This window comes from Azoarcus sp. Soil_N_20 (assembly GCF_057656155.1).
The window spans coordinates 347,004-363,463 of sequence record NZ_JBDGKX010000002.1 but is presented as its reverse complement, the minus strand read 5'-3'; the positions used below and the strand labels follow the sequence as shown (position 1 = coordinate 363,463).

At 67.4% G+C, this 16,460-nt stretch carries 13 protein-coding genes; 7 read left to right on the top strand and 6 right to left on the bottom strand.

Going from position 1 to position 16,460, the window contains the following annotated elements; genetic code table 11:
* Positions 1–168: 168 nt before the first annotated feature.
* Positions 169–1,356 carry a multidrug effflux MFS transporter gene (locus tag AC3A35_RS06225; RefSeq protein ID WP_487435087.1) on the bottom strand — a complete coding sequence of 396 codons (1,188 nt, stop codon included), beginning with the start codon at positions 1,354–1,356 and terminating at the stop codon, positions 169–171.
* A gap of 151 nt (positions 1,357–1,507) precedes the next feature.
* Entirely contained in the window at positions 1,508–3,034 is a 1,527-nt protein-coding gene (locus tag AC3A35_RS06220) for an HD-GYP domain-containing protein (protein WP_487435086.1), read from the bottom strand.
* Positions 3,035–3,130: 96 nt separating this feature from the next.
* On the opposite strand from AC3A35_RS06220, the gene AC3A35_RS06215 reads away from it, so the two are divergent.
* The 5 genes from AC3A35_RS06215 (at position 3,131) to AC3A35_RS06195 (ending at position 10,405) form a co-directional block, all read left to right on the top strand.
* A complete protein-coding gene (locus tag AC3A35_RS06215; protein WP_487435085.1) occupies positions 3,131–4,477 on the top strand; it encodes an ATP-binding protein in 1,347 nt (448 codons plus the stop codon).
* Positions 4,474–5,802: a response regulator c-di-GMP phosphodiesterase, NosR family gene (gene nosR / locus AC3A35_RS06210; protein ID WP_487435083.1), complete on the top strand. Its 1,329-nt coding sequence runs from the start codon at positions 4,474–4,476 to the stop codon at positions 5,800–5,802. The genes AC3A35_RS06215 and nosR overlap by 4 nt, the downstream gene beginning before the upstream one ends.
* Positions 5,799–7,220, top strand: a complete 1,422-nt coding sequence (locus AC3A35_RS06205; RefSeq protein WP_487435082.1) for a hemerythrin domain-containing protein — start codon at positions 5,799–5,801, stop codon at positions 7,218–7,220. The genes nosR and AC3A35_RS06205 overlap by 4 nt, the downstream gene beginning before the upstream one ends.
* A gap of 141 nt (positions 7,221–7,361) precedes the next feature.
* A complete protein-coding gene (locus AC3A35_RS06200) occupies positions 7,362–9,299 on the top strand; it encodes a B12-binding domain-containing radical SAM protein (RefSeq protein WP_487435081.1) in 1,938 nt (645 codons plus the stop codon).
* Between the two features lie 29 nt (positions 9,300–9,328).
* A complete protein-coding gene (locus AC3A35_RS06195) occupies positions 9,329–10,405 on the top strand; it encodes an ADP-ribosylglycohydrolase family protein (protein ID WP_487435080.1) in 1,077 nt (358 codons plus the stop codon).
* A 79-nt stretch (positions 10,406–10,484) separates the two neighbouring features.
* On the opposite strand, the gene AC3A35_RS06190 is transcribed toward AC3A35_RS06195, so the two are convergent.
* From AC3A35_RS06190 to AC3A35_RS06175, 4 genes are read right to left on the bottom strand one after another with little or no spacing between them, the layout of a single operon-like run.
* Complete coding sequence (locus AC3A35_RS06190) at positions 10,485–11,018, bottom strand: DoxX family protein (protein ID WP_487435078.1); 534 nt, start codon at positions 11,016–11,018, stop codon at positions 10,485–10,487.
* Entirely contained in the window at positions 11,002–11,796 is a 795-nt protein-coding gene (locus AC3A35_RS06185) for an HvfC/BufC N-terminal domain-containing protein (RefSeq protein ID WP_487435077.1), read from the bottom strand. The genes AC3A35_RS06190 and AC3A35_RS06185 overlap by 17 nt, the downstream gene beginning before the upstream one ends.
* Positions 11,793–12,752 carry an MNIO family bufferin maturase gene (bufB, locus tag AC3A35_RS06180; protein ID WP_487435076.1) on the bottom strand — a complete coding sequence of 320 codons (960 nt, stop codon included), beginning with the start codon at positions 12,750–12,752 and terminating at the stop codon, positions 11,793–11,795. Before bufB ends, AC3A35_RS06185 begins: the two co-directional genes overlap by 4 nt.
* A gap of 27 nt (positions 12,753–12,779) precedes the next feature.
* On the bottom strand, positions 12,780–13,091 hold the full coding sequence (locus tag AC3A35_RS06175; protein ID WP_487435074.1) for a BufA1 family periplasmic bufferin-type metallophore: 312 nt from the start codon (positions 13,089–13,091) through the stop codon (positions 12,780–12,782).
* Positions 13,092–13,324: 233 nt separating this feature from the next.
* On the opposite strand from AC3A35_RS06175, the gene arsS reads away from it, so the two are divergent.
* Positions 13,325–14,293, top strand: coding sequence for an arsenosugar biosynthesis radical SAM (seleno)protein ArsS (gene arsS / locus AC3A35_RS06170; RefSeq protein WP_487435073.1), 969 nt, complete (start codon positions 13,325–13,327; stop codon positions 14,291–14,293).
* Complete coding sequence (locus AC3A35_RS06165) at positions 14,290–16,452, top strand: dihydrolipoyl dehydrogenase family protein (RefSeq protein ID WP_487435072.1); 2,163 nt, start codon at positions 14,290–14,292, stop codon at positions 16,450–16,452. Before arsS ends, AC3A35_RS06165 begins: the two co-directional genes overlap by 4 nt.
* Positions 16,453–16,460: the final 8 nt, after the last annotated feature.

Here is a 16,460-nt window from a genome sequence, read left to right as displayed (position 1 = left end):
CATGCGTACTCGCGGTTCGATAGTTGAGCATTATGCTCGGGCATATTGACCGGGCCTTGATACTCATCAAGCGGACCGATTCACCCGATCGGACCGTACTGGCGGACCGCGTCCGGAGCGCGGTGCGCAGGACCCGATCGAATCAACACCCGATTCGCGATCGACGCCTCAGTTGCTGGCCGCCCGGGTCCGCCACACCAGCCCCCAGGCCACGGCCGCCGTCATCACGCCCCAGAACCACATGCCGTTGGTCAGCGGCAGCACGGTGCCGTCCATGCGGGCTCCGAGCCAGTGCCCCATGCCGAAGGCCGACAGCATCATCAGGAAGCCGCTCAGCGCCGAGGCCGCCCCCGCGGTGTGCGGGAATGGTCCGACCGCGCCGCTCTGGCCGCAGGGCTGATGGATGCCGTGACCGAGCATGAAGACATAGACCGGCACCATGATCCCCCAAACGGTGTACACCCCGGCCAGCGCCAGCACGCCGAGGGTGGTGCCGCCGACCAGCGACAACATGCCGCCGATGGCCACCGTGCGGTGCACCCCGTAGCGCTTGAGCAGGCGCCGGCACAGCACCGTACCGACCAGGTATGAGGCCGCCATCGAGAACATCAGTCCGCCGTAGACCGTCTTCGACAGGCCGAGCAACTTGATGAACACGAACGACGAGGCGGCGAGGAAGGTGAACAGCCCGCCGTAGGAGGTCATGGCGAGCAGGGCGAAGGCCCAGAAGGTCGGATGGCGCAGGATGCCGGCCCAGGTACGGACCAGGGTGAGGGGCTCGAGCGCGCGGAGATTGGGCGTACGCATGCTCTCTTCGAAGCGCATCACCACCACCGCCAGCGCCGTCGCCGCGAACACCGCCAGCGCCAGCAGCGCCGCCCGCCAGCCGAACAGATCCGACAGCAGCCCGCCCAGCGGGGTACTCAGGCACGCGATCACGCCCAGGCCGGAGAGCCCCTTGCTCATCGCGCGCGCGCCCGCCTCCGGCGAATAAAGATCGCGCACGATCGCGCGCGCGCACATCACCGAGGCGCCCATCGCCGCCCCCTGCACGATGCGCCACACCACCAGCAGGCTCATCGACGGCGCGAAGGCGCTGCCGATGGCCGCGATGGTGTAGGCAACGAGCCCGACCAACAGCACCGGCCTGCGCCCGAATCGATCGGACAGCGGCCCCCACACCAGTTGTGACAGGCCGAAGGCCAGCAGCAAGCCGGACAGCGTCAGTTGCGCCTGCGCCATCGAGCCACCGAAACCGTCGGTGATCGCCGGCAGCGCGGGGAGGTAGAGATCGGTGGTGACCGGCTGCAAGCCAAGCAGCAGCGAAAGGATGAGCACTACCAGGGGAGAGGACATGGGAACGACGGCCGGACGCGCGAGCGGAAGCGATCGATTGTGTCCTGCCCGGTCAGGCCGGACAAGGCCGAAACACGCTAACTGCTATCCACAAATGGCATGGGCCGGAGGCATGGAAGGCGGGCGCCATGTCCGGCCTCCGCGATCCGGCTCAGGCCTGCCGATGGGTGTGGTAGTAGCTCATCCGCCGCCGCGGCGACAGATAGTTGAGCGCGGGCCGATCGAGCTCGCGCGGGTTGAGCACCAGATCGATCTGCACGTCTGGCTCCTCGATCAGATCGACGACCAGCGCATTCTCCTTGGGAATGGAGGGGTCGAACACCATCACCGACGGACGCAGCAGGTCGGCGTGATTGACCGCCACCACCAGCGCCACATTGCCGTTCGACAACTGTACCAGGGACCCGGGTGGATAGACCCCCATCAGCCGGATGAAGACCTGCAGCATGGTCTTGTCCCAGGCGTTGCCTTCGGCGCGGAACATCTGGGTGAGCGCCTCGGCCGGGGTGAGGGCAGCGTCGGCATTGAGCGGGTTGCACAGATTGTCGTAGCGGTTGGTGATCCCGACGATCCGCGCCAGCAGCGGTATCTGCTGGCCGCGGAGGCCGCGCGGGTAGCCTTTGCCGTCCATCGTTTCGTGATGCAGCTCGATCACGTCGCAAGCCGCCGGCGCCAGGGTGCCGGCCTCACGCGCCATCTCCCGGCCATAGGTGGTGTGCAGGCGGAAGAATTCTTCCTCGTGGCGGTTGCGTCTGTCATTGCGCAGCACGGTGTCCGGTATCCGCAGCTTGCCGATGTCGTGGAACAGCGCACCTTCGCCGAGCAGGCGCAGCACCTCCGGCGGCAACTTCAGTTCCCGTCCGAGCAACATCGACAGGATCACGACGTTCAGGACGTGGAAGTAGGCGGTTTCGTCGGACAGTTTTTCGTTCATCAGGTGAATCACGATGTCGCCCGACACCGACAGTCCGTCGACAATGCCGCCGACCAGCCTGCGTGCTGCCTCCAAAGCCTTGGCGCCCGCAGGCGACACATCACGCATCACCGTCCGCACCTCGGCCGCTGCCGCCACATACTGTTGCTCGCAGCGCGCGATCTCGGCGCGTTGCGCCGCCAGCTTGCGGGCCTGGGTCGCCTTTTGCAGCACCGCCTCCGGGACCGCAGCGGCCACGCTCCCGTCCGCATCGGCGCGCGACGCCTCCCCCTCCACGGGATCGTCGGCAGTCCGGGCAGCATTGCCCGCAGCAGCAACCGGTATCGATTCCGAAGCTGGCGCCGGTTCCGAAGATGAAGACGATTCCGAAGGTGGAGCCGGTTCCGAAGGTGGCGTCGAAGCAAGCGGTGCAGCGGTCGCCGGCGCAGCAGCGGGAGCCGGTTCAGCACCCGGAACGGGAGCCGCGCCCGCTGGCGCCACTGCGTCAGGCGCGGGCATCGGAGGCAGCGCTCCTTCATCGAGCGGCCGCGCCGTACTGCGGGCCGGGTAGTAGGTGATCGATTTCAGCCCGAGCGCCTGCAGTTCCCGGACCTGGGCGTCACTGGTGATCCTGAACTGACTGAACAGAAAGGAATGTTCCATCCAGTTCAGGTTCAGGCGCACGAACAGCCCCGGACAAAGCCGTGCCGGGTCAAGCTCGATCCCGCCGTCAGGGCCGCCAGCGCCAGATTTTCCAGGGGACACGGTGACTCCCTATGCATGGTGTGTTGCCGATGTATATCTGGATTTTAGCCGGCGCTGCCGATATCCTCGCTTAATCTTGATCAAGCGGGACAAATAATGTCCGCACATGGATCCTCCGCGAACCCGGACGCGCCGGACGAACAGCAGCCGGAGGGCTGGCTGCGCCCGCATCCGGATGGAATGGCAGATGCTTGGCGGCTTGCGCTCGAGTGCGCCGGCGACGGTGCATGGGATTGGAATATCGCCGCCGGCACGATCGTATGCGGGCCACGCTTCAAGGCCATGCTCGGTTACGCGGACGACGAACTGGGCACTTCCTGCGACGAACTGCTCGCCCGCGTCCACCCGGACGACCTGCCACGCCTGCGCGGGGGTGTGGCAGCCCACTTCGAACGCGAGGATCGCCCGTTCGGCTGTGACCTGCGCATCCGCAACCGCGATGACGAGTATCTGTGGATGCAGGTTCGCGGCCGTCTGGTCGAGCGCGACGCCGAGGGCCACCCGGTGCGAATGGTCGGCACCCAGCGCGACATCAGCCAGGCGCGACAGGCCGAGACCGTCCTGCAGCAGCAGCTGGCCGAGACGGTGCGCCTCAACCGCCAGCTCGAAGGTGCCCAGGTGCAGCTCGTCCAGTCCGAAAAGCTCGCCGCGATCGGCCAGCTGGCGGCCGGCGTGGCGCACGAAATGAACACCCCGCTCGGTTTCGTCAGCTCCAACTTCTCTACCCTGGAACGGTATGTGAGCCAGCTGTTTGCCGTGCTCGAAGCCTACCGCGCGGCCACCGCCGAGGGCGAGGAACGGGCGGAGGCCGAGGCCATCTATCGGGTCGCCGATATCGACTTCCTGCGCGACGACCTGCCCTCCCTGCTGGCCGAGACCCGCGACGGCCTCGACCGCGTGCAGCGCATCGTCCGTGACCTGAAGGATTTTTCGCGTGTCGGCGAGCAGGAGTGGCAATTCACCGACCTCCATCGCGGGCTCGACTCCACCCTCAACATCCTGCGTTACGAAATCAAGAACAAGGCCGAGGTCGTTCGTCGCTATGGCGACCTGCCCGAGGTCTGGTGCGTGCCGTCGATGATCAACCAGGTATTTCTCAACCTGCTCGCCAACGCGACCCAGGCGATCGAGACCCACGGCACGATCACGGTGCACACCGCGATCGAGGCGGACAATGTCGTGATCCGCATCGACGACACCGGCAGCGGCATCGCCCCCGAGCATCTGGGCCGCATCTTCGATCCCTTCTTCACCACCAAGCCGGCGGGCAAGGGTACCGGCCTGGGCTTGTCGCTGGCGCAGGACATCGTCCTCCAGCATCACGGCCGGCTCTCGGCCACCACCGTGCACGGCCAGGGCAGTACCTTCACCATCGAACTCCCGCTGACCACCCTGTCGCGCATGGAAACCCTCGCGTCGACCGATTCCGGCGAATCATCATGAATACGATTGCCGCGCCGGCTCCGGCGGCCACCCTGTTGCTGGTCGATGACGAGGCCAACATCCTGTCCAGCTTGCGCCGTCTGTTCAGACCGGAGGGATACCGCGTACTCACCGCCGAAAGCGGCGATGAGGCACTCGAACTGCTGGCCGCCGAAAGCGTGGATCTGATCCTGTCCGACATGCGCATGCCCGGCATGACCGGCGCCCAGCTGCTGGCCACCGCATGCGAGCGCTATCCGGGCAGCGTCCGCATCCTGCTCACCGGCTATGCGGACATGGCGTCCACGATCGACGCGATCAACCTCGGCCAGATCTATCGTTATGTGTCCAAGCCCTGGGACGACAACGAGCTGCGTCTCATTGTCCGCGACGCTCTCGCGCACGAGCGGCTCAAGCGCGAGAACGAGCGCATGTCGCGCACTATCGCCGAGCAGAACGAGCAGTTGCGCCAGTTCAATACCGAACTCGAAGCCAAGGTGCAGGCCCGCACCAGCGAGCTCAGCGCGGCGCTGTCCACGGTGGACAAGGCCCATCGCGAGCTCAGGCAGTCGTACATGGCCACGGTGCGCATTTTCTGCGACCTCATCGAATCGCGCAGCCCCCTGCTCAAGGGACACGGGCGGCGGGTGGCCGACCTGGCGCGCTCGATCGCGCGCAGCCTCGGGGTCGGCGACGCCGATCAGCAGACCCTCGTGCTTGCCGGGATGCTGCACGACATGGGCAAGATCGGCTTTCCGGACGAGCTCCTCGCCAAACCTTTCAGCACCCTGCACGCCGAAGAACGCGGAACCGTCATGCTGCATCCGGCGCGCGCCGAAACCCTGCTCATCGGCATCACCCCGCTGCGCGAGGCGGCCGGCATCATCCGCGGCCACCACGAGCACTTCGACGGCACCGGCTACCCGGACGGCATTGCGGGTCTGGCCATCCCGCGCCTCGCCCGCATCCTGGCGGTGGCCAACGCCTACGACGCGCTGCAGCTCGGCACCATGGTGGGGCGCACGCTCAGCCCGAAGGACGCACTCGAATTCATCGTCTCGCATCGCGGCAAACGTTTCGATCCGGAAGTGGTCGACGCCCTCGCCACCGTCGCCGCAGCGGTCCCGCCCGAGCGCGCGCGTCCGGAGCGGCGCCTGCGGCCCTCGCAGCTGGCGGCCGGCATGGTGCTGGCGCAGGACCTGATGCACGTCGATGGCTATCTGCTGCTGAGTCGCGGTTTCGTCGTCGACGACACGATCGTCCAGCAGCTGCTGCGCCTCGAACGCACCGAGGGGCGTCCGATCACGATCTGCATTGCCGCGCCGCAGACCGCGGAGCGCACATGACCAGGGAAGCGGCGGACGGCGCGGCGCCCTTTGCCTGGGCCGACTATTTCGAGACCGGCTTTGGTGAGGTCGACCAGCAGCATTACAAGCTCGTCGAGCTGATCAATCGCCTGGGCGAGCGTCTGGCCTCGGGGCGACCGCTGTCCGGCGAGGAGCTCGATCACGTACTCGGCGGCCTGCGCAAATACGCCGAACTGCACTTCAGCACCGAGGAGCAGATGATGCTGAACGGCGGCATCGATCGTCGCCATTTCGATGCGCATTGTCGCGCCCATGCCGACTTTGTCGGCCAGATCGATACCCTTGCCGGCAGCGCAGCCAGCGACCAGCGCGGTGCGCTGCCCGAACTGCTGCGCTATGTTTCGAGCTGGCTGGTGCTGCATATCCTCGGCATCGACATGTCGATGGCCCGTCAGCTGCGGTCGATCGCGGGTGGCACCGCTGCGGCCGACGCGTTCGAGCACGAGTCGCGTGCCGCCGACCCCGCCATGACCGCGCTGATCAACGCCGTGCACACGCTGTACAGCACGGTTGCCGAACGCAATGCAGCGCTGATCACGGCCCATGCCGAACTCGAGACCCGGGTCGCCGCGCGCACCGCCGAGCTGCAGGACGCGGTGCTGCGCCTCGAAGCGGCCAGGGAGGAAATTGTCCAGGCCGAAAAGATGGCCGCACTGGGTCAGTTCGCGGCCGGCATGGCGCATGAACTCAACACCCCGCTCGGCTATGTCGGCGGCAATCTCAATGCGCTCGGCGACTACTGCATGCGGCTGCTCGACCTCAGCGATCAGGCCGACAGCCTCACCGCCGGCGGGCCGCTCGAGAAGCCGTGGAAAAATGCTTGCGACCAGGCGGACCGTGCCTTCATCCGCGAAGATGCGCCCGAACTGCTGGGCGAGTCGCACGCGGGGCTGGAGCGGATCGGTCGCATTGTCGACGGCTTGCGCCGCAGCGCCGTCGGTATCGCCGAGCTTCCGGTCCCGACCGATTTCAACAGCATCGTCAGCCAGGTCATCCTCGAGCGCACGCCGACGCTGCCGCCTTCGATCCGGATCGATTGCGCGTGCGATTGTCCGATTACCGCACTGGTCTCGCCGCACGCCATCGCCAGTGCGGTCGAAGAGATTTTCGACAATGCGGTGAAGGCACTGGGCGACCAGGAGGGCGTCATCCGCTGCGTCGCCGATCACGATGCCGAGCACGTCTGGCTCGAAATCATCGACACCGGCCCGGGGGTCGACAGCGCCATCGCCGCGCACATTTTCGAGCCCTTCTTCACCACCCGGCCGGTAGGCGGCGGCGCCGGTCTCGGACTCTATCTCGCCTACCAGACCGCCCGCCAGCATGGCGGACACGTCGAACTCCGCAACGCCGGTCCCGGCGCCGTGTTTCGCCTCGTCCTGCCGAGGAGCGCCTGAGCGACTGCCGGCGCAGCCCACCGGCGCACCGGGCGCACCGGCGGGCACGCGCAGCGACTTCCTGATCACGACGCCGCAGGCGCCCACCCCGGCCCCGTTCGTGGTAGAACTGCCTTCTTCCCCCGCCCGATCCGCCCGCCGATGTCCGACCTGCCGCTGCGCGTCCTCGCCGTCATCCCGCCGATGACGCAGCTCAATACGCCCTACCCGTCTACCGCCTACCTGACCGGTTTCCTGCGTTCGCGCGGCGTCGACGCGGTGCAGGAAGATCTCGCGCTGGCGCTGGTGCTACGCCTCCTGTCCCCCGACGGCCTGGAGGCGATCCGCGCACGGGCGGACGAGATGCCGGTCCGGCGGCGCCCGCCGACGGTGCAGCACTTTCTCGATCACTTCGATCGCTACCGGGTCACCATCAGTCCCACGATTGCCTTCCTGCAAGGACGCGACCCGACCGTCGCCCACCGCATCTGCAGCCGCGCCTTTCTGCCCGAGGGCCCGCGTTTCGACGCCCTCGAGGTGTACTACGACCCCGACGGCGGCGATCCGCTGGCGTGGGCCTTCGGTTCGCTCGGGCAGCAGGACCGCGCCCGCCACCTCGCGACCCTCTACCTCGACGACCTCGCCGACGTGCTGCGCGAGGCGGTGGATCCGCGCTTCGAGTTCGTGCGCTACGCCGAGTCGCTGGCGCTGAGCCAGCCCACTTTCGAACCGCTGGCGCTGGCGCTGGCCGCCGCCCCCAATCTGGTGGACGAGACCCTGCAGGCCCTCGTCATCGACGCATTGAGGCGCCATGCGCCGCAGGTGGTGCTGCTGTCGGTTCCGTTTCCGGGCGCGGTGTATGCGGCGTTCCGGATTGCGCAGACGATCAAGGCCCGGCACCCCGAGATCGTCACCGTGCTCGGCGGCGGCTATGTGAACACCGAGTTGCGCGCACTGGGCGAGGCGCGGGTGTTCGATTACTTCGACTACGTCACCCTCGACGACGGCGAACGCCCGCTACTGGCGCTGCTCGAGCACCTGCGCGGCAAGCGCTCGTGCCAGCGTCTGGTGCGCACCTTCGTGCGCGACCCGGAGCCGGGCGCGGTGCGCTACGTCAATCTGGTCGAGCCCGACATTCCGTTCGCCGAAGTCGGCACCCCGACCTGGGACGGCCTGCCGCTCGACCGCTACCTGTCGCTGCTCGACATGCTCAACCCGATGCATCGGCTATGGTCGGACGGGCGCTGGAACAAGCTCACCGTGGCCCACGGCTGCTACTGGAAGAAGTGCAGCTTCTGCGACGTCAGCCTCGACTACATCGGCCGCTACGATGGCGCCCCGGCCGCCCTGCTGGTCGACCGGATCGTGGCGATCATCGCCGAAACCGGCCAGACCGGCTTCCACTTCGTCGACGAGGCCGCGCCGCCGAAAGCCCTGAAAGCGCTGGCGGAGGAGTTGCTGCGCCGTGGGGTGTCGATCTCGTGGTGGGGAAATATCCGCTTCGAGAAATCCTTCACCCCCGAACTGTGCCAGCTGCTCGCCGACAGCGGCTGCATCGCCATCTCCGGCGGCCTGGAGGTCGCGTCCGACCGCCTGCTCACGTTGATGAAGAAGGGCGTGTCGGTCGACCAGGTTGCGCGCGTGACCCACGCCTTTGCCGAGGCCGGCGTGCTGGTCCATGCCTATCTGATGTACGGTTTCCCGACCCAGACCGTGCACGACACGGTGGATGCGCTCGAATACGTGCGCCAGCTGTTCGAGGCCGGCTGCATCCAGTCGGGCTTCTTCCACCGCTTCGCGTGCACCGTGCATTCGCCGGTCGGCATGCACCCGGAAGAATACGGCGTGCGCCTGGTGCCACTGCCTGCGGGCAACTTCGCGCGCAACGACATCGGTTTCATCGACCCCACCGGGGTGGATCATGACGCGCTCGGCAAGGCCCTGAACAAGGCGCTGTACAACTACATGCACGGCATCGGACTCGATACCGACGTGCGCCAGTGGTTCGCCGGCAAGCTGCCGCGACCGCGGGTGGCGCGCCAGTTCATCGAGCGGGCGCTGAGCCGGCCGCCCGAACCGCCCCGCCGCTCGCGGGTCTGACCTGCATTCCCCTTATCCGGAGCCCACCGATGGACAAGCCCTCCCGCCGCGACCGCGCCGCCGGCGCCCTGATGGGCGCCTTCATCGGCGATGCGCTGGGCCTGGGCCCGCACTGGTACTACGACCTCGACGAGCTGCGCCGCGACCATGGCAACTGGATCGACGGCTATACCGAGCCCAAACCCGGCCGCTACCATGCGGGCATGAAGGCCGGGCAGCTGTCGCAGGCCGGCATCCTGTTGCAGCTCACGCTCGAGTCCCTGGTCGAATGCGGCGGCTACGACGAAGCCGATTTCTGCCGGCGACTGGACGAGGACCTGTTTCCATTGCTGGACGGCTCGCCGATGGGCGGGCCGGGTGGCTACACCAGCCAGTCGATCCGCGAGGCCTGGCGGCGCCGGGTACAGCAGCGCAAGCCGTGGGGCGAAACCGGCGGCCATGCCGACACCACCGAGGCGATCGAGCGCACGCTGGCGATCGCGGTGCGCTACGCACGGCAGCCGGATCGACTGGCCGCCGACATCGCGCGCAATACCGTACTCACCCAGGCCGACGCCGCGATCGTGGCGATGACCGTAGCCTATGGCGCGGTGCTCGGCCTGCTGGTGCAGGGGGAGCCCCTCGACGCTGCGATCTCGGGCAAGCTGATGGCCCAGGTCAAAGCGGGCGCCCTGCCCTTCCACACCGTGACCGGCGCCATGCTCCAGACGCCCCGCGCCGATGTGCCGGAGGGGCCGTCCGCCGGGCGTTTTTCCTCACCGGACGCACTGCTGACGCCGTCCTACATGGCCGCGGCAGCCGCCGACCCCGATATCCGCATCGAGCCGGCGTGGAAGGTATCGCTGGTGTATGGCATGCCGTGCGCGATCTATCACCAGTTGCCGGCGGCCTATTACCTGGCCGCCCGCTTCAGGCACGATTTCGAGTCTGCGGTGCTGCACGCGATCAATGGCGGCGGGCAGAACCAGGCTCGTGCCATGCTCACCGGGGCGCTGGTCGGGGCACAGGTCGGCCTGGCGGGCATCCCGCAACGCTTCATCGACGGTCTGGAGCACGGCAACGCGCTGTGCACCCTGGCGCAGCAGCTCGCGACCCGGGCCGACTGACGCGTATCCCCCGGGATGCGCCTCGTTCGACCGTGCCTTCACCCGCCGCTCCCGCACCGACGCCGAACCGCTCGCCCGATCAGCGTCCGCGCTGACGCATTGCAATCCAGTGGTCCACCGAGGCGCGCCCCGGCCCGTGGGCCATCAGGTACAGCAGCACGGCCGCCCACACGCCGTGGGTCGGCCACGCATCGGGATAGACGAAGATCTGGATGGTGAGCGTCATCACCAGCAGGGCGAGTGCCGACAGCCGCGTCGCCAGGCCGAACAGAATCAGGATCGGGAACAGATGCTCGGCGAAGGCGGCCATCGGCGCGGCGAGCTCGGGCGCAATCAGCGGCAGGCGGTATTCCTCCTGAAACAGGTATAGCGCACTGTCCGACAGGCTCGGCAGCCCCAGCGTGAACTCGCCGTTGATCAGGTCGATCGCCAGCCCCTCGACCTTGGTCTGGCCGGATTTCCAGAACACGCCGGCAATCGAGAAGCGGGCGATCAGCGCGATCAAGGTGTCGGGAATCCGGCCGAACAGGCCGATCAGGCGCTCGGCCTGCCGATGCAGGGGGTATCCGGTGCCAGATCCGGCGCCGGCTGCGGCTTCAGTGCGGGTGCTCATGATGATCTCCGATGTGGAGGGCGGTGATGATCTGCCACTGCAGCAGGATGGTCAGCCCAGTGACGAGATCGAAATCGGGGCCGGCTCCGTGCGCGGCGTGCTGCGCCGTCGCAAGCCCGGCCCCATGGAGGAGTCGGTCGATGAACACGGCGATGGCGGGGGCAAGTTCGACGCAGTGCACATCGAGCCCGGCACGCACCACGAGCACGCTCTGGGGTTGCGCGGGGTCGACGGTGGCCAGTTCGATCTCCGGCGCGCCCTCGCCCTGATGTGCGGCCCATAGTGAGAACACCGCGAATCGGGAGCGCAGGACGGCCGCCGACGGATGGGCCTCGATGCGCAGGGCGGGCAAGCGGGCGGGGTCCGCCAAGGCCGCCGCGATCTCGTCCGGCGCCAGCGCTTCGACATCGGCGGCATGGCAGGCCTCCAGTCGGGCCATCTCGAGGCGGGCCACGTCGGCCAGATAGGGGACCGATGCGGCCGGCGCGAAGGCGTCGACGAAGGCGGGAAAATCGCGCCCGTAGAAGGCCAGTACGCGCGAGCGTGGCGGCCGCACCGCGACGAACTCCCGCGCCATGGCGCGGAAGAAGGCTTCGCCGACCAGCGCACCGCACACCGGAAAGGTGGTACTCAGCGCATCGACCAGCGAAACCACGACGTTGTTGCGGTACACCGCGAAGCGCGTTGCCGGATCGGAGCCGTTCCATGCCCGCAACCCGTCAGGACAGGCCCACGCCGGATCGAGCAGGGCCCGGGCGAAGCTCGCCTGGGCGGTCATGCCTGTACCCCGACGGGCACATGCGCGGCAGCGGTCGCCGCCGTGGGCGCGGTCGGCAGCAGCATGGCGTCGGCAGTGTCGGCCTCGGCCAGCAACACGGCCAAGGACGGAATGTCGTTGTCACGCTCGATCAGGGTGGCGAGCGGCCCGGTCAGCTCGAGCACTTCGGCGTAAAGCGCCCAGACCGCCTGCGCAACCGGTGCACCGTGGCTGTCGATGAGCAGTGGGTCGCCGTTGGCGTCGGCCTGGACGGCGAATCCGGCAAGATGGATCTGTTCCACCCGGTCGAGCGGCAGGGCGCGGAGGTAGGCGTGGGCATCTCGATGGTGATTGACGCACGAAACATGCGCGTTATTCACGTCGAGCAGCAGACCGCAACCGGTGCGCCGCACCACTTCGGCGATGAAGTCGGCTTCGGACCGGGTCGAGGCCGCAAATTCGACATAGGTCGCCGGGTTCTCGAGCAGCATGCGACGACCGAGATGCGCCTGCACCTGGTCGATGTGATCGCACACGCGGGTCAGCGTGGCGAGCGTGTACGGCAGGGGCAACAGGTCGTTGAGGAAGACCCCGCCATGACTCGACCACGCCAGGTGCTCGGAGAAGGACTGCGGCGCATAGCGATCGACCAGCACCGCGAGTGCATCGAGATGGGCCGCATCGAGCGGCGCCTCGGCGCCGATCGACAAGCCGACGCCGTGCACGGACAGCGGGTAGTGTTCGCGGATGCGCCCCAGGTAGTGATGCAGCGGACCGCCGGGCACCATGTAGTTCTCGGCATGGATCTCGAAAAAACCGATCTCCGGCCGGGAGCCGAGGATGTCCCCGAAATGCACCGGCTTGAGCCCGAGACCGGCCCGTGCGGGCAGGCCCCGGACGGGCGGTCGCGATACGTGCCGACCGCTGGCGGACGCACGCCGGGCGGGCGACAGGGGTGCCTGGCAAGATGAGCTCATTCGGGCGCTCCGCGCGATGGGGGACGATCAGGCCTTCTTTTCCTTGAACGCTACAAGTTGGCCGGAGCCGGTCGGCGAGGTCGGCGATGCGGTCTTCTCGCACGTGCCCTTCGGGACCAGTGACCAGGCATTGCCCTGATAATCGACCTTCGAGGTGCCGGCGCAGGTGGTTCCGGGCCCGGCGGCACAATCGTTCTTGCCCTTGAGTGCGACCCCGAAGCATTTTTCCTTGTCCGCCGACTGGGCAGCGGCCGGCGTGGCGGCGATGGTGAGCGCTGCACTCAGTGCGAGCGCCATGGCAGCGGCGGAAGCGTAGCGGGTGGTGGTGGATTGCGACATGTAGATCTCCTGGGATGGACGGGAACTGGGGCTGATGAGCGACACGCCGAGCGATGTGTTCGACGTCTCGCTGGCTTGGTCGGCCTGCACCGGGGCTTTCTTACACGCCTGCCGAAAAGATTTTTCGAGACGGTCAGGCGCACGGGATGTAAGAATCCGCGACAGTCGCACGACCAAGCCTGCAAGCCACCGTCAATCGACCGATCGTCACACTTGCCGACACAAGGACCTCCATGCATGCCACGCTGCCCCTGCTCCAGGCAACCGATTTCCCCGCACTCAGGCGCCACCGTCTGAGCACGCTGCAGGTCAACCTCGGCTATCGCTGCAACCAGACCTGTGTGCATTGCCATGTGAACGCGGGACCGGGTCGTACCGAGATGATGGACGACGACACCCTGGCGCTGATCGGCCCCGTGATCGAGGCGCGCGGGATCGAGACGCTGGACCTGACCGGGGGCGCGCCCGAGCTTCATCCGGCGTTTCGCCAGGTGGTTGCCAGCGCTCGCGCGCTGGGCGTGCGGGTGATCGACCGTTGCAATCTGACCATCCTGTTCGAGTCCGGCCATGAGGATCTGGCCGATTTCCTCGCCGGCCAACAGGTCGAGGTGGTGGCCTCGCTACCCTGTTACTCCGAGAAAAACGTCGACCAGCAGCGCGGCAAGGGGGTGTTCGACAAGAGCATTGCCGCCCTGCGCCAGCTCAATGCCCGCGGCTATGGCGTGCCGGGTTCCGGGCTGGTGCTCAATCTGGTGTACAACCCGCAGGGGCCGTCGCTGCCGCCGGACCAGGCGAAGCTGCAGGCCGACTACAAGCGCGAATTGTTCGACCACTTCGGTGTCGTGTTCAACGAGCTGTATGCGCTCGCCAACATGCCGATCCAGCGCTTCGGCTCGACGCTGGTCTCGAAGGGGCTGTTCGAGGACTACATGGCGCTGCTGAAGGCGAACTTCGATCACGGCAACCTCGACGGCGTGATGTGCCGCAACCTGATCAGCGTGGACTGGCAGGGCTATCTCTACGACTGCGACTTCAATCAGCAGCTCGGCCTGGCCACCGCCGGTCAGGGGCGTCCCCACCTGCGCGACTTGGTGCACGCCAACCCGGAGGGACGCCCGATTCGCGTTGCTGACCACTGCTACGGCTGTACGGCCGGCCAGGGCAGCAGCTGCGGCGGTGCGCTGCACGAGCAGGCACGATGAGAAGACTCGTCCTGATCTTGACCATCGCGGTGATGGTCGGTCTGTTCTTTGCCTTCGATCTGCACCAGTGGCTGACGCTGGAAGGACTGAAGGCCGGCATGGAGCGCTTCGTGGCCTGGCACGAAGCGTCGCCGGTGCTGGTCGCCGCCGCCTACTTCGCGCTCTACATCGTGGTCACCGCGCTGTCGCTGCCCGGCGCGGCGGTGATGACGCTGGCCGGTGGCGCGCTGTTCGGCCTGGTCCAGGGCTTGGTGCTGGTGTCTTTTGCGTCGAGCATCGGCGCCACGCTGGCCTTTCTGGCCTCGCGCTACGTGCTGCGCGACAGCGTGCAGGCGCGCTTCGGCGACCGCCTCAAGGCGCTCAATGAAGGCATGCGCAAGGACGGTGCCTTCTATCTGTTCACCCTGCGCCTGGTGCCGGTATTCCCCTTCTTCCTGATCAACCTGCTGATGGGCCTGACCCCGATCCGCGCCGCCACCTTCTACTGGGTAAGCCAGGTGGGGATGCTGGCTGGCACGCTGGTGTACGTAAACGCGGGCACCCAGCTCGCCCGCATCGACGGCCTGGCCGGTATCGTGTCGCCCGGGCTGCTGGCGTCGTTCGCGCTGCTCGGGGTCTTTCCGCTGATCGCGAAAGGCGTGCTCGGCTGGCTGCAGCGGCGCCGGGTGTATGCCCGGTGGACCCGACCGCGGCGTTTCGACCGCAACCTGGTGGTGATCGGCGCGGGCGCAGCCGGCCTGGTGACCGCCTACATCGCCGCGGCCGTCAAGGCGAAGGTGACCCTGATCGAAGCGCACCGGATGGGCGGCGACTGCCTCAACTACGGCTGCGTGCCGAGCAAGGCGCTGATCCGCAGCGCCAAGCTCGCCCACCAGATTCGCCATGGCGAGCGCTACGGGCTGGAGCCCGGCGAGCCGGCATTCAGCTTTCGCAAGGTCATGGCGCGCATCCATGCGGTGATCCGCAGCGTCGAGCCCCATGACAGCGTCGAGCGCTACACTGCGCTCGGGGTCGAGGTGCTGCAGGGCTACGCCAAAGTGGTCGATCCGTGGACGGTCGAGGTCAAGCTGAACGATGGCGGTGTGCAGCGCCTCACCACGCGCAGCATCGTCATCGCGGCCGGCGCCAGCCCGGTGATCCCGAAGCTGCCGGGCATCGAAGACGTCGCCCCGCTGACCAGCGACACCCTGTGGGATGCGTTCTCCCGTCTCGACGCGCCGCCCGCGCGGCTGGTGGTGCTCGGGGGCGGGCCGATCGGCTGCGAACTGGCGCAGGCCCTCGCCCGGCTCGGTTCGCAGGTCACCCAGATCCAGGGCAGACCCGAGCTGTTGCCGCGCGAAGACAGCGAGGTCTCCGCACTGGTGCGCACGGCGCTTGAACATGACGGCGTCACCGTACTGACTGGACACCGGGCAGTTCGCTGCGGACGCGAAGGCGACGGCGTTGAGGTGCGCAAGTTCATTGTGGTCGAGCACGCCGGCCAGCAGCAGCGCATCGAGTTCGACACCCTGCTGTGTGCGGTGGGTCGGGCTCCACGCCTGAGCGGTTACGGACTGGAGGATCTGGGCGTTCCGGTCGAACGCACGGTGATCACCAACAACTACCTGGAGACGCTCTACCCCAACATCTTCGCCGCCGGCGACGTCGCCGGCCCTTACCAGTTCACCCACGTCGCGGCCCACCAGGCCTGGTATGCCGCGGTCAACGCCCTGTTCGGCAATGTGCGAAAGTTCAAGGCCGACTACTCGGTGGTCCCGTGGACCACCTTCGTCGATCCGGAGGTCGCCCGGGTCGGGCTCAGCGAGCATGAGGCGAAGGAGAAGGGCATCCCCTTCGAAGTCACCCGCTACGGGATCGACGACCTCGACCGCGCGATCGCCGACGGCGCGGCCTACGGCTTCGTCAAGGTGCTGACCGCGCCCGGCAGGGACCGCATCCTCGGCGTCACCCTGGTCGGCGAGCATGCTGGCGACCTGCTCGCCGAATTCGTGCTGGCGATGAAGCACGGCCTGGGGCTGAGCAAGATCCTCGGCACCATCCATACCTACCCCACCTTGTCCGAGGCCAACAAGTACGCCGCCGGCGAGTGGAAGCGCGCGCACGCGCCGCAGCGGACGCTGGCCTGGCTGGGCCGGTATCACGCGTGGCGCCGCGGATGAGCATGGAG